Here is a 12617-nt window from a genome sequence, read left to right as displayed (position 1 = left end):
ACCCCCCCCCCCCCCCCCCCCCCCCCCCCCCGGCGGGGGGGGGGGGCGGGGGGGGGGGCGCCGCCGCCCCCCCCCCCGGGGGCCGGGGGGGCCCCCCCCCCCGCCGGGGGGGGGGGCCGGCCCCACTTCCGTGCCACGGTCAGGACCGCAGCTCCAGCGTGCAGCACTTGACGCTGCCGCCGGCGTAGAGCAGTTCGGTGAGGTCGACCCCGATCGGCTCGAAGCCCCGCTCGCCCAGCTTGCGCCGCAGGCCGGTCGCGGCGGCCGGGAGCAGCACATGGCGGCCGTCCGACAGCGCGTTGAGCCCGAACACCGCGGCGTCCTCCTCGTCGGCGAGGATCGCGTCGGGGAACAGCTCGCGCAGCACCCCCCGACTGCCCGGACTGAACGCGGCCGGGTAGTACATGACTTCGTCGTCCGACAGCACGGCCAGCGCGGTGTCGAGGTGGTAGAAGCGCGGGTCCACCAGGGTCAGCCCGATGACCGGGACCCCGAAGAACTCCTGCGCCTCCGCGTGCGACCGGCGGTCGGTCCGGAAGCCGGACCCGGCGAGGATCCTGCGCCCAACCACCAGGTAGTCCCCCTCGCCCTCGTTGATGTGCTCGGGCCAGTGCAGCTCCCGGTAGCCGTTCCCGGCGAACCAGTTGAGATAGGCGGGCCCCTCCGCGGTCCGCTCGACGTGCCGGAAGCGGGCACCCAGCACCTTCCCGTCCAGGACCGTGGCCCCGTTGGCCGCGAAGACCATGTCGGGCAGCCCCGGCGCCGGTTCGATGACCTCCACCGTGTGACCGAGGCTCCGGTACAGGTCCCGCAGGGCGGTCCACTGGGCGAGGGCGAGGCCGGGGTCGACCGGCTTGCCGGGGTCCATCCAGGGGTTGATCGAGTAGGTGACGTCGAAGTGCAGCGGCTCGCACATCAGGAAGCGGCGCGGGGTCGCGACGCGGGCGCGGTGCGCGGACGCGGCGGCTTTGGCGAGCGGGGTGGGGATCGTGTCCGTTGCAGGCATGTAGACCTCCGGTGAGACTCGACTGGTTCTGTGCACGGCACAGGGAGAGGCCGGACCGGGGGGATCGCCCTCGGTCCGGGCCGGGGAACGGCTCACGCGAGCCGGAGAGCGGGAGAGCGGGGAACGGGAGAACCGGGGGTGCGGGGGTCGCGCATCGGCGGCCCCGGGATCACTCCGGTCCGCCCCTTCGGAAACGCTCCAACGTAGTTAGGTTAACCTTACCTTACTAACTCTCGTGCGCACCCGGTCCCCTGTGGCCCCGTCACCGGAAGTGGAGCAGCCGTGCCCCCCGCACCGTCCACCACCACCCCGACCACCGACACCCCGGCCACCGCCGACGGACGGCTGCGCGCCGAGAAGGTGACACTGCGGTACGGCGACCGGGCCATCACCACCGAACTCTCGGTGGCGGTGCCGGACGATTCGTTCACCGTGGTCGTCGGCCCGAACGCCTGCGGCAAGTCGACCCTGCTCCGGGCCTTCGCCCGCCTGCTCAAGCCCGCGGCCGGCCGGGTCCTGCTCGACGGCGAACAGATCCGCTCGCTGCCCGCCAAACAGCTCGCGCGCCGACTGGGCCTGCTCCCGCAGAGCTCCACCGCCCCCGACGGCATCACGGTCGCGGACCTCGTCGCCCGCGGCCGCCACCCGCACCAGGGCCTGTTCCGGCAGTGGTCGGCGGAGGACGACCGGATCATCGCCGAGGCCATGGCGGCCACCAACGTCGACACCCTCGCCGGCCGCTACGTCGACGAGCTGTCGGGCGGTCAGCGCCAGCGCGTCTGGCTCGCCATGGCCATTGCCCAGCAGACCCCGCTGCTGCTGCTGGACGAGCCGACCACCTACCTCGACATCGCCCACCAGGTCGAGGTGCTCGACCTGTGCGCGCGGCTGCACGGGGAGCAGGGGCGGACCCTGGTCGCGGTGCTGCACGACCTCAACCAGGCCGCGCGGTACGCCACCCACCTGATCGCCCTGCGCGACGGCGTGGTGGTCGCCGAGGGAGCACCACGGGAGATCGTCACCGCCGACCTGGTGGAGCGCGTCTTCGACCTGCCCTGCCAGGTGATCGAGGACCCGCAGACCGGCACGCCCTTGGTCGTCCCGCTCGCCCCGGCCCGCCGCGCCACCGTCCGCTGACCACCGCACTCCGGCGGGCGCGGGAGAAAACCGATCGGCCACGGCCGGCGGCGCGACCACCGGGGTCCGGCTACCGGGTGCGCAGTTCCACGCCGTCGACGAGGAGGCGAAGCCCCAGCTCGAAGCCCCGGTCGTCGAGGCCCGTCTCGCCGCCGCCACGGGCGAAGGAGTCGTCGAGGGCGTCCGCGAGCGCCGGGTACCGCGGTCGGTAGGCGGCCGGTTCCCGGGTGAAACCGGCGGTGAAGGTCTCCAGGGCCGAGCCGAGCACAAGGAAGTCCAGGGCGGCGGCGACCTCGGCGGCGTCCGCCGGTCCGAGGCCGGCCCGGCCGAGAAGGGCGAGCAGCGCGTCGTAACCGCGCAGGGCGTTGTCGGCCTCGACGCGGCGGCGGGCGAGCAGGGAGACGGCGTTCGGATGCCGGAGGAAGACGGCGCGGTAGCCGCGCGCATACGCGGCGAGGCCGGACCGCCAGTCGGCGTCGCCCAGCGGCGTGTGGTCGATCTCGCCGTTGACCAGCTCGGAGACGGTGTCGACCAGGGCGTCCTTGCTCTCGATGTGGTTGTAGAGCGAGGCGGCCCTGACTCCGAGCCGCTCCGCCAGCGCCCGCATGGTCAGGCCGCCGGAACCCTCCTCGTCCACCACCTGGAGCGCCGCGCGCGCGATCCGCTCGCGGGTCAGCAGTGCCTTGCTCGGTCGGCCCACCGAAAGGTCCCCTCTTCCGATCTTCGTGTTCGGGGGCTATCGTGCCAGATCAACAGCGGACACTAACAAAGTTAGTTTTATCTGGAGGGCCCGGCCCGTGACCGAGAACACCCCGACCGACGACGACCGGCTGACAGCGCTCGGCTACCGGCAGGAGCTCAGACGCAGCCTGAGCGTGCTCGGCAACATCTCCATGGGCTTCGCCGTCGTCTCCCCGGTCGTGGGCCTGTACGCGGCCGTGCAGGTCGGCATGGGCGTCGCGGGCGGGGCCTGGATCTGGGCGCTGCCGCTGTGCCTGCTCGGGCAGTGCCTGGTCGTCGCCGTCTACTCCGAACTGGCCTCGCAGTGGCCACTGGCCGGCGGCGCCTACCAGTGGAGCAAGCGCCTGGCCGGGCCCGGCGTCTCCTGGCTCAGCGGCTGGCTGTGGCAGTTCGCCGTGATGTTCGGCAACACCACCGTCGCCTACCTCGCCTCCCCCTGGCTGTTCGCGCTCTTCGGCGCCGTCCCCACCCCCGCCGAACAGGTGCTCGCCTCGGTCGGCTTCGTGCTCGCCTGCACCCTGGTCAACGCCTACGGCATCAACCTCCTGCGCCGCTTCGTCGGCCTCGGCATCGCCGCCGAGGCGGTCGCCTCCGTCCTGGTCGGCCTCACTTTGCTGCTGTTCTTCCGGGAGCACGGCTTCGGTCTGCTCACCGACATGCTGGACGCGCCGAAGGCCCTGGGCATCAGCGACACCGGCGCCGTCCTGGCGGCCGTGGCCGTCGCCGGCTGGGCCTTCATCGGCTTCGACGCCTGCGTGTCGACCGCCGAGGAGACCAAGGACGCCGCCCGGCAGGTGCCCCGCGCCATGTGGTGGTCGCTGCTCACGGTCGGAATCGTGGTGATCCTCAACGCGGTCGCGGTCGCGCTCGCCCACCCCGCCCCCGCCGACGTGGTCGCCCGCGAGGACCTCGACCCGGTCACCACCGCCATCACCCACGCCTTCGGCGGCTGGGCCGACAAGCCCTTCGTGCTGGTCGTCCTGATCAGCTTCACCGCCTGCCTGATGGCTTCCCAGGGCGGCGCCGCCCGCGGCCTCTACTCCCTCGCCCGGGACGACGTCTTCCCCTTCTCCCGCCACGTCCGCAAGGTCAACCGGCACCGGGCGCCGATCGGCGGCCTGGTCGCCGCCGCGGTGGTCAGCTGCGCCGCGCTACCGCTCGGGCTGAGCACCTCGGCCATCGGCAGCCTGATCACCTTCGGCGGCGCCGCCACCTTCGTACCGTTCTTCCTGCTCACCCTGGTCGCCCTGGTCGCGCGGCTGCGCGGCACCTGGACGCCCGCCGGGGCGGTCCGCTACGGGCGCCTCGGCACTCCGCTGAACCTGCTCGCGGTGCTGTGGACCGGCTTCGAGGTGGTCAACATCTGCTGGCCGCGCGCCGTCCTGGCCCCGGACGGGGCGCCGTGGTACCAGATCTGGGCGGCCCCGCTCGGCGTCGGCACGGTGACCCTCGCCGGTCTCGGCTATCTGCTCGCTCGCCGCCCCGACCGGCGGATGGGCGAGGCCGGGGCGCCCGAACACCGACACTCCGACGAGCTCGCTCCCGCCGTCCGCTAGGAAACTCCGGCGCCCCGCTCCCCCGGCTCCCCCGGCTCCCCCGGCCGCACCGGTCCCGGGCGCCGCTACGGCCAGTCGCCACGGGCCGCCACGGCCAGGACCAGGGCGGCGATGTTCCAGGCGTCGTCGTCGCCGCGGTGGTGGCGGCCCTCCAGCGGGAGGCCGGCCACGGTGAGCGCCTCGGCCATGCCCGGCCGTCGGCGCAGGCCGTAGGAGGCGGTGAAGGCCGGCTTGGCGTTGGTGTGGTGCCGGCCGAACGGATACTCCGCGCCGGTGCGGCCGCACTGCCGGGTGAACTGGTTCCGGTCGTAGTCGCCCCAGCTGGCCCAGGGGGTCGATCCGGTCCGGTGCAGGGCCGCCAGAGCCCGGCACGCCTCGGTGAAGGAGAGGCCGTCGGCCACCTCGGCCGGGGTCAGCCCCGTCAGTCCGGTGCAGAACGGACTCACCTCCGACCGGGCCGGGCGCACCAGCAGGCGGTGCTTGGCGAGGCGCTCGCCCTTGTCCAGGTCGACCACGGTGAGGCCGATCTCGATGATCTCGCTCACCTGGCCGGGCGGTGGCTGCCCCTCCCAGCAGGTCGCCTCGACATCGACCACGTTCAGCAGGCGCGCGTTGCCGTCCATGAGGCCGAGCGTAGGGACGGCGGTGGCGTCCGGTCATCCGGTTTTCCGGCCCCGGCAGGCGGGTTCGTGCCAGACGGTGCGCACCACCCTCGCGTCCCGGGTGAGGTGTTCGCTGGACCACGTCCCGCAGCAGCCGCCCGACCGGCGCGGCCGGGCCGGGACCGCGGGCCGCGCGGCGCGGGTCGGCACGGCGGGCAGAGCGGTGGGGGCGGCCGGACGGTGGCGGCGTCGGTGCTTGTCCTGAGGTGTCGTCATGCCCGGGGCTCTGCCCATAGCCGACGGGTACCGAATCCGACCTTCACCCGAACGAAGGAGCTTTCCGATCATCGGTGGAACCCGGCCGACGACGGCCGAAGGGCCCCCGGTACCGCGCGGGACCGGGGGCCCTTCGTTCGTGACCGGCGTTCACCGGCGCCCACCCGGGGGTCAGCCGGTGGCAGCTCCCGGTGGCGCCTTGGTACCGGTGGCCGAGATCTCGGCCGCGCTGGTCCACGGTCCCCGGGCCCCGGCCTCGCCGAGCACCCGCAGCCTGAGGTAGCGCCCGGACGCGGCGGTGAAGGAGACCTGTTGCGCGGCGGCCGTGTCGGCGAACGAGCCGGTGGCCACCGGGCTGCCCCAGGCGCTGGTGCTGTCGGAGACGTACACCTCGTACCGGCCGATCCGGCCGTTGACGCCGCCGTCCTGCCGGGGCAGGTAGCCGAGGCCGTCGACGGCGTAGCGGGCACCGAGGTCGACCTGGATCTCGTGCGGCAGCGGGGCGGCGGAGCCGCCGGACCACTTGGTGTGCCAGATCGTGGCGGGGTTGCCGTCGATCGCGTTGGCGGCGGAGCCGTTCTCGCCGGCGGTCTCCTGGCTGTCGGCGGTGACGACCTTCCAACCGGTCTGCGGGATCGGCGCCGACCTGGTGCCGACCGGGGTCCCGGGCGCCGCGGTGATCCCGGCGGCGGTCACGGTGAACGCCTCGGACCGGCTGCCGGCCTTGATCCACAGCACCCCGGCGCGGTCGGCCGGGTCGTAGTACCAGCCGCTGCTCGCGCTGTCGTAGGCGGCCTTGCCGCCGAGGGCCGGGAGCGCCGCCCCGCCGACCGACACCGAGGTGGGCGCGGTCGCGCTGTGCACGGTGAACTCGTAGCCGCGCGAGGCGGCCTTCCCGGTGTAACTGCCGACGGCCGCGCCGACGCTGATCACGGCGTCGCCCCGGCCGGCGGCCGGCGCGTGCACGTCCACCCGCTGGCGGGCGTAGGCGCCGTCCTGGTAGGCGCGGGTCGTGCCGTCGTCCTCGTAGAGGCCGAAGGTGGAGTCGCCGCGCGGGTAGACGTCGTAGGTCAGGGTGGAGACGGCCTTCTCGCCGGTGTAGTTCATCTGCGGCCACATCGGGACGACCGCGCCCTGGCGGACGAACAGCGGCAGGGTGTCGAGCGGGGCGGCGTAGCCGTCGAGCCAGCCGGGGCCCTGGTAGACCTTGCCGCTCCAGTAGTCGGTCCAGCTGCCGGCCGGCAGGTAGATCCCGTTGCGGACGGCGGTGTCGCTGACGACCGGCGCGACCAGGAAGGAGTCCCCGGCCATGAACTCGCCGGAGGTGGCGTTGCCCCGGGCCACCGGGTCGTCCGGGTACTCCAGCACCAGGGCGCGGGTGGAGGGCACGCCGGTCTCGTTGGCGGTCCGGCCCATGGTGTAGAGGTACGGCATCAGCCGCATCTTGAGCTGCAGGTACTTGCGGTTGATCGACGCGTAGGGCTCGGCGAACCGCCAGGGCTGCTTGTCCTGGTACCCGGCCGAGGGGTTGGTGGCGCCCCAGCCGGACATGGTCATGAACGCTGGGGTGAAGGACTTCCACTGCAGGTCGCGGACGTAGGTCTGCGGGCTCCCGCCGAAGATGCCGTCGATGTCGCCGGAGGCGTAGTTGAGGCCGGACAGGCCCGCGCCGGCGATCGAGGGGACGTGCCAGCGCATGGCGTCCCAGGTGCCGCTGGTGTCGCCGGTCCAGACGACGGCGTTGCGCTGGGTACCGGCCCAGCCGTCGACGGTCCAGACGAAGCGGCGGGCGTCGGAGTTGTCCTCGATGCCTTCGACGGCCTGCTTCACCCCGTCGAAGGCGTACTTGTAGCCGCTGCCGATCCAGGCGACGTCGGTCTTCACGGCCCGGGAGCCGGCCGTGCCGACCTCCTGGTCGATGCCGGAGAGGCCGGTGGAGGTCCACAGGCCGGTCCGGAAGCCCTTCTCGTTCAGGGCGGCGACGGTGGAAGGCAGTTGGGTGTAGCCGCAGCCGTAGCCGTCGTTGGGCAGGATCCAGCCCGAGGGCATGTCGGCGGCGCGGGCGTCGGCGGCGTAGCCGACCACGTCGGGGGTGGTCCGGTGGCGGGCCCGGTTGTGGTCGCCCTGGTAGTCCGGGTTGGAGGCGTTGAAGCAGTCGGCGTTGCCGAGTTCCAGGCCCCAGATCGGTGCCAGGAAGGGCTTGCCGGTGACGTCGGTGTAGCCGTCCAGCACGTCCTTGAGCGAGTCGCCGGCGAAGTACCAGGCGTCGAAGCGCTTCTCGTCGTGGCTGAGCGCGGTCGGGGCGCGGAAGTCGTACGAGCCGGGCGCCCAGGTGTTGCGCATGACGCCGTAGCCGTTGGTGGACATGTAGAACGGCGCCGGGCTGGCGTTGGTGCCCTCGGTCCACTTGTTGGAGACCGCGACCGGGACGGTGCGGTCGCGCAGGGCCCACTCGCCGAGGTGCAGGCCGGTGCCGTAGAACTGCTCGTCCGCGGCGCGGCCGAGGTACTGGGTGGTCCGGCCCGCGCTCCAGCTGGTCGGCTGGGTCTCGGCCCACACCAGGGTGGTGTCGTCGGCCCGGTAGAGCGCGAAGGTCAGCGGCTTCTTGGCGATCCGCAGGCTGATCGCGGAGGTGCCGATCCGCCAGTAGGCACCGGCGTCGGTGAGGGTGGCGCCGACCGGGCCGAAGGAGGTGGTGGTCGCGAGGTCGGAGCCGGCCGGGTCGTCGCCGAAGGAGCCGTCCGGGGAGAGCCAGATCCGGAACACGTCGGCGCGGGCGACGACGATCCGCACGGCGGCGGCGCTCGATGTCCGGACGGTGAAGGTGTCACCGGCGCGGGTGACGGAGGTGGCGTTCCCGGCGGTCGCGGCCCGGGCGGGAAGGGCCGGGCCGAGCGCGGTCAGCAGGGCACCGAGCAGGGTCAGGATCAGGGCCGCGGCCGTCCGGCGGTGGCGGACGGCCCGTGGTCGGCGGACGCGGGGAGGGGCGGCAGCGCTCACGCTGTCCTCCTGGGGAGGGAGTGAGGGAGGCCCGGGCGGCGATGGCCGCAGGCCGGGGAGGCGGTGCCCCGCCATGACAGCAAGGGTCATGACATGTCGTCAAGTGCTTGAACTAAGGCTTGTTTGAGCAATATTGAGCAGAGATTTGCATCTCGTGAACAGGCCGGCGATCGGGACCGGAACGACCGGCGGCCCCCGGCGGACCGCGACGGTCCGACGGGGGCTGAGGGGGCCGAGGGGGCCGAGGATGGACGAAAGGGGCCGAACGCCCGGCCCGCGGGCCGGCGGTCGCTACCGTGACACCCGTCCCCCTTCCGGACGACCGAGCTGAACAGCCGTCAATATCCCGAGCAGACGGGTTACTTCGACTGTGACGGCGGCCCGGCCCGCGCCGAGGTAGACCCGGGTGTCGACGAGTGCCGGGTCGGCCCCGAGCGTCGCGCGGACGGCACCGGTGAACGCCTTGTTGAGGTGGGTGGCGATATTGATCTTCGTCATGCCCTGCGCGACCGAGGCAGCGAGGTGCTCGTCGTCCACCCCGGAGGAGCCGTGCAGGACGAGCGGTACCGGGACGGCCGCGCGCAGTTCGGCGATCAGCGCCAGGTCCGGGCGGGCGTCGCGGGTCAGCATCGCGTGCGAGGTGCCGACGGCCACCGCGAGTGCGTCGACCGAGGTCGCGCGGACGAAGGCGGCCGCCTCCCCCGGATCGGTGCGGGCACCGGGAGCGTGCACGCCGTCCTTGCCCCCGACCTCGCCGAGCTCGGCCTCCACGGCGACACCCGCCGCGTGGCACCTGGCGGCGACCCCGGCGGTGGCGCGCACGTTCTCCGCGTACGGCAGCGCCGAGGCGTCGAACATCACCGAACCGAAGCCGAGCCGGACCGCCTCGTCGACGAGGTCCACCCGGGTCGCGTGGTCGAGGTGGACGGCGACCGGCACCGCGGCCGCCCGGGCCACGGCCACGGTGGCGGCGCCGACCGGGCCGAGGCCGCCGTGGTAGCGCACGGCGTTCTCGCTGATCTGGAGCACGACAGCGGTGCCGGCGGCCTCGGCGCCGGCCACGATCGCCTCGGCGTGTTCCAGTTGGATGACGTTGAACGCGCCGACGCCGTGACCGTGTCGGACGGCGTGGGCGAGGATCTCGCCGGTTCCGGTGAGGGGCATGGTGGTGACGGGGGCCTTTCTGGTCTCACGGAGCGAAGCGGGGAGTCAGGTACCGGGCGCACGGTCGGCGGCGTCCTCGGACGCCAGGGCCTCGACCTCCACCAGGCCGAGCAGCCGGGCACGGGCCACCGGGTCGAACCGGCCGGCCAGGGCCGCTGCCACAGTGGCGCCGGACAACGCCGCCGCCCGGCGCAGCCGTTCGGGCCACGGAGTGCCGTCGACCAGCCCCGCGACGAGGGCGGCCACCGCCGAGTCCCCCGCGCCGGTCGGATTGCCGGACAGCCGCTCGGGCAACCGGGCCCGCCAGCGGCCCTCGGGCGCGCAGGCGAGCAGTCCGTCGGGGCCGAGCGAGGCCACCACCGCCCGGGCGCCGGCCGCCCGCAGCGCCTCCGCGCCGGCCAGCGGGTCCTCGGTGCCGGTGGCGGCGGCGAGTTCGGCCGCGTTCGGCTTCACCAGCGCGGGTCCGGCGCCGAGCGCGGCCAGCAGGGCGGGACCGGCCGTGTCGAGCACGGCGGGGACGCCGTGCCGGTGCGCCGTCAGCACCAGTCGGCGGTAGGTGTCGTCGGGCAGCGTCGGCGGCAGGCTGCCGGACAGCACCACCGCCTCGGCCCCGCCCAGCAGCCGTTCGTAGCGGGTGGCGAACTCCCGCCACTCCCCCGCGGTGACGGCGGGGCCCGGTTCGAGGTAGACGGTGGTGTCGCCGTGGCGGCTCTCCACCACGGCCACCGTGCGTCGGGCCTCCCCGGCCAGCGGGACGAGGTCCTCGGCGATCCCGGCGCCCGCCAGGTCCGCGCGGACCGCCCGGCCGGTGCTCCCACCCGCCAGGCCCGTCACCACGACGGGCCGGCCGAGCGCGGCGAGCACCCGGGCGACGTTGACGCCCTTGCCACCGGCCTGCTGGGTGACGGTCACCCGGTTGCTGCCGTGGCGGACGACCTCGGCCAGCCCGTAGGTGATGTCCAGGGCCGTGTTGAGCGTGACGGTCAGGATCACCGGAGCCCGCCCCCCGCGTCGCCCGCGCTTCCGGCGCTCCCCGTGAGGTCCGGCGCCGTCCCGTTCCCGGCGCCCGCCGCCGGGCCCGCCGCGAGGTCCTCGGCGAGCAGTCCCGCGCCCAGGCAGCCCGCGTACGGTCCCAGGGCGGCGGCGACGAGTCCGGGCGCGGGACGGAAGGTCAGCCGCTCGGCGAGGCCCGCGCGCAGGGGCTCCAGGAGGGTGTCCCCCGCCTCGGCCAGTCCGCCGCCGATCACCAGCCGTTCGAGGTCGAGCAGGGTGGTCAGGGTGGCGAGGGCGTCGGCCAGGGCGTCGATCGCCTCGGTCCAGATCCGCACGGCCGGTGGCTCTCCGGCCGCCGCCAGCGCCCGGACCCGCGCGGCCGTGACGCCGGTGGTCCCGGTGGCCGCGGCGTAGCGGCGGCTCACGGCGGCGGCCGAGGCGAGGGTCTCCAGGCAGCCCCGGTTGCCGCAGCCGCAGGGGTCGCCGCCGGGCCGGACGACCTGGTGGCCGAGCTCGCCGGCGAAGCCGCGGGCCCCGGCGTGGGGCCGGCCGTCGATGACCAGGGCGGCGGCGATGCCGGTCCCGACCGCGACGAAGGCGAGGTCGCGGCAGCCCCGGCCCGCGCCGAGCCGGCTCTCGGCGAGACCGCCGGCCCGTACGTCGTGGCCGAACGCGACCGGTAGGCCGAGGAGTTCGGACATCCGGCGGCGGACCGGAAGGTCGCGCCAGCCCAGGTTGACGGCGAGCACGCAGACGCCGGCCTCCTCGTCGACCAGCCCGGGGACGACCAGGCCGGCCGAGGCCACGACGAGCCCGCGCCCGGCCGCCTCGACCCGCAGTTCCTCCGCGCAGGCCAGGACGGTGTCCAGGACGGCGTCGGGCCCGCGCTCGGCACCCGTGCGCCACTGCCGGGCCGTCAGCAGCCGGCCGCCCTCGACCAGCCCGCCCTTGACGTGGGTGCCGCCGACGTCGAGCGCGATGACGGTCACGGGCCGGCCGCCCCGCCGCCGGGTCCGCCGGGGAGCGGGGCGGTCACGGCCGGTCCAGGATGATCGAGCGGGTCAGGTTGCGCGGCCGGTCCGGGTCGAAGCCGCGGGCGACGGCCAGCCCGACGGCCAGCCGCTGGGCCCGCACCAGGTCGGCGAGCGGGTCCAGCGGGGAGACCGAGACGGTGGCGCCCAGGGACCGGACCTCGTCCTCCAGCCCGGCGGGCGGGTCGCCGAAGAACCAGACGGCGCTGGTGGGGGCGGTGACGCTGACCGGCCCGTGACGGTACTCCATCGCCGGATAGGACTCGGCCCAGGAGGAGGAGGCTTCGCGCACCTTGAGCGCCGCCTCGTGGGCGAGGCCGCAGGTCCACCCGGCCCCGAGGAAGGTGAACTGCTGGGCCGAGGCCGCCCCTTCGGGCAGCGGTTCGGTCAGCGCCAGCTCGGCCTGGCGCGGCAGGTCGGCGGGGGCGAGGCCGAGGTGGGCGCGCAGCAGGACCAGCGCCGTGGTGGCGAACCGGGTCTGGACGACGGACCGCTCGTCGGCGAAGTCCAGCACCACCAGGGAGCGGGCCGCGCCGGCGACCGGGGTCGCGCCGTCGGCGGTGAGGGCGACGGTCTCGCCCGAGGTCACCCGGCCGAGCGCCTCGACCACCTCGGTCGTGGTGCCGGAGCGGGTGATCGCCAGCACCCGGTCGTAGCGCCGCCGGTGGGGGAACTCCGAGGCCGCGAAGGCGTCGGTCTCCCCCAGCCCGGCTCCCTCCCGCAGGGCGGCGTACGCCTGCGCCATGTAGTACGAGGTGCCGCAGCCGATCACCGCCACCCGCTCGCCCGGTTCGGGCAGTCCCCGGGGCGTCAGATCGAGTGCGCGCCGCCAGCAGTCGGGCTGGCTGGCGATCTCCACGTCCACATGGCTCATGGCTGTCCTCCAAGCAGGTTCTGCTCAAATATGCTTGATTTATAGCCCTTGGAGCCATCTTTGCGCAATATCGATCACCACTGTGCAGGCAGGCTCCGCCCGGCGCCGACGAGGCCCGAGGCGCCGTCGGCACCCGGGCGGCTCAGGCGGTGGTGATCGGGGTGAAGCGGTCGCCGCCGAGGATCCACTCGCCGCGGCGCATGACGGCGACCAGGTCGTAGCCGGTGGAGTCGACGA

The 12617-nt window shown here is 74.4% G+C and carries 10 protein-coding genes; 2 read left to right on the top strand and 8 right to left on the bottom strand.

From position 1 onward, the window contains the following. Positions 1-139: 139 nt before the first annotated feature. Positions 140-1006 carry a dimethylargininase gene (gene ddaH, locus ACIQ9P_RS21185; RefSeq protein ID WP_402358067.1) on the bottom strand — a complete coding sequence of 289 codons (867 nt, stop codon included), beginning with the start codon at positions 1004-1006 and terminating at the stop codon, positions 140-142. A 282-nt stretch (positions 1007-1288) separates the two neighbouring features. On the opposite strand from ddaH, the gene ACIQ9P_RS21180 reads away from it, so the two are divergent. Continuing rightward, on the top strand, positions 1289-2143 hold the full coding sequence (locus ACIQ9P_RS21180) for an ABC transporter ATP-binding protein (protein WP_402358064.1): 855 nt from the start codon (positions 1289-1291) through the stop codon (positions 2141-2143). A gap of 70 nt (positions 2144-2213) precedes the next feature. Here the strand turns inward: ACIQ9P_RS21180 and ACIQ9P_RS21175 are convergent, their stop codons facing one another. Continuing rightward, entirely contained in the window at positions 2214-2843 is a 630-nt protein-coding gene (locus ACIQ9P_RS21175) for a TetR/AcrR family transcriptional regulator (RefSeq protein WP_402358061.1), read from the bottom strand. A gap of 97 nt (positions 2844-2940) precedes the next feature. Between ACIQ9P_RS21175 and ACIQ9P_RS21170 the strand changes: the two genes are divergently transcribed. Beyond that, positions 2941-4440: an APC family permease gene (locus ACIQ9P_RS21170; protein WP_402358058.1), complete on the top strand. Its 1500-nt coding sequence runs from the start codon at positions 2941-2943 to the stop codon at positions 4438-4440. 65 nt (positions 4441-4505) lie between these two features. Here ACIQ9P_RS21170 and ACIQ9P_RS21165 read toward each other — a convergent pair whose 3' ends face one another. The 6 genes from ACIQ9P_RS21165 to ACIQ9P_RS21140 form a co-directional block, all read right to left on the bottom strand. After that, complete coding sequence (locus tag ACIQ9P_RS21165; RefSeq protein WP_402358055.1) at positions 4506-5063, bottom strand: exonuclease domain-containing protein; 558 nt, start codon at positions 5061-5063, stop codon at positions 4506-4508. Between the two features lie 426 nt (positions 5064-5489). Then, a complete protein-coding gene (locus tag ACIQ9P_RS21160; RefSeq protein WP_402358052.1) occupies positions 5490-8318 on the bottom strand; it encodes a TIM-barrel domain-containing protein in 2829 nt (942 codons plus the stop codon). 291 nt (positions 8319-8609) lie between these two features. Next, positions 8610-9482: a ketose-bisphosphate aldolase gene (locus ACIQ9P_RS21155; RefSeq protein WP_402358049.1), complete on the bottom strand. Its 873-nt coding sequence runs from the start codon at positions 9480-9482 to the stop codon at positions 8610-8612. 45 nt (positions 9483-9527) lie between these two features. After that, on the bottom strand, positions 9528-10475 hold the full coding sequence (locus ACIQ9P_RS21150) for a 1-phosphofructokinase family hexose kinase (protein WP_402358046.1): 948 nt from the start codon (positions 10473-10475) through the stop codon (positions 9528-9530). After that, the gene (locus tag ACIQ9P_RS21145; RefSeq protein WP_402358043.1) at positions 10472-11464 is read right to left on the bottom strand and encodes an ROK family protein; all 993 of its coding nucleotides are present in this window, start codon (positions 11462-11464) and stop codon (positions 10472-10474) included. Before ACIQ9P_RS21145 ends, ACIQ9P_RS21150 begins: the two co-directional genes overlap by 4 nt. Positions 11465-11507: 43 nt before the next feature. Then, complete coding sequence (locus tag ACIQ9P_RS21140) at positions 11508-12380, bottom strand: SIS domain-containing protein (protein WP_402358040.1); 873 nt, start codon at positions 12378-12380, stop codon at positions 11508-11510. Between the last annotated feature and the right edge of the window lie 237 nt (positions 12381-12617).

It is taken from the genome of Kitasatospora sp. NPDC094019, assembly GCF_044764505.1.
Classification (GTDB): Bacteria; Actinomycetota; Actinomycetes; order Streptomycetales; family Streptomycetaceae; genus Kitasatospora.
This window is presented reverse-complemented; position numbering and strand designations above follow the sequence as displayed.

Excerpts from the sequence above, each read along its gene's own strand:
- ACIQ9P_RS21165 (WP_402358055.1), bottom strand. The coding sequence starts at position 5,063 with ATGGACGGCAACGCGCGCCTGCTGAACGTGGTCGATGTCGAGGCGACC.
- ddaH (WP_402358067.1), bottom strand. The coding sequence starts at position 1,006 with ATGCCTGCAACGGACACGATCCCCACCCCGCTCGCCAAAGCCGCCGCG.
- ACIQ9P_RS21155 (WP_402358049.1), bottom strand. The coding sequence starts at position 9,482 with ATGCCCCTCACCGGAACCGGCGAGATCCTCGCCCACGCCGTCCGACAC.
- ACIQ9P_RS21140 (WP_402358040.1), bottom strand. The coding sequence starts at position 12,380 with ATGAGCCATGTGGACGTGGAGATCGCCAGCCAGCCCGACTGCTGGCGG.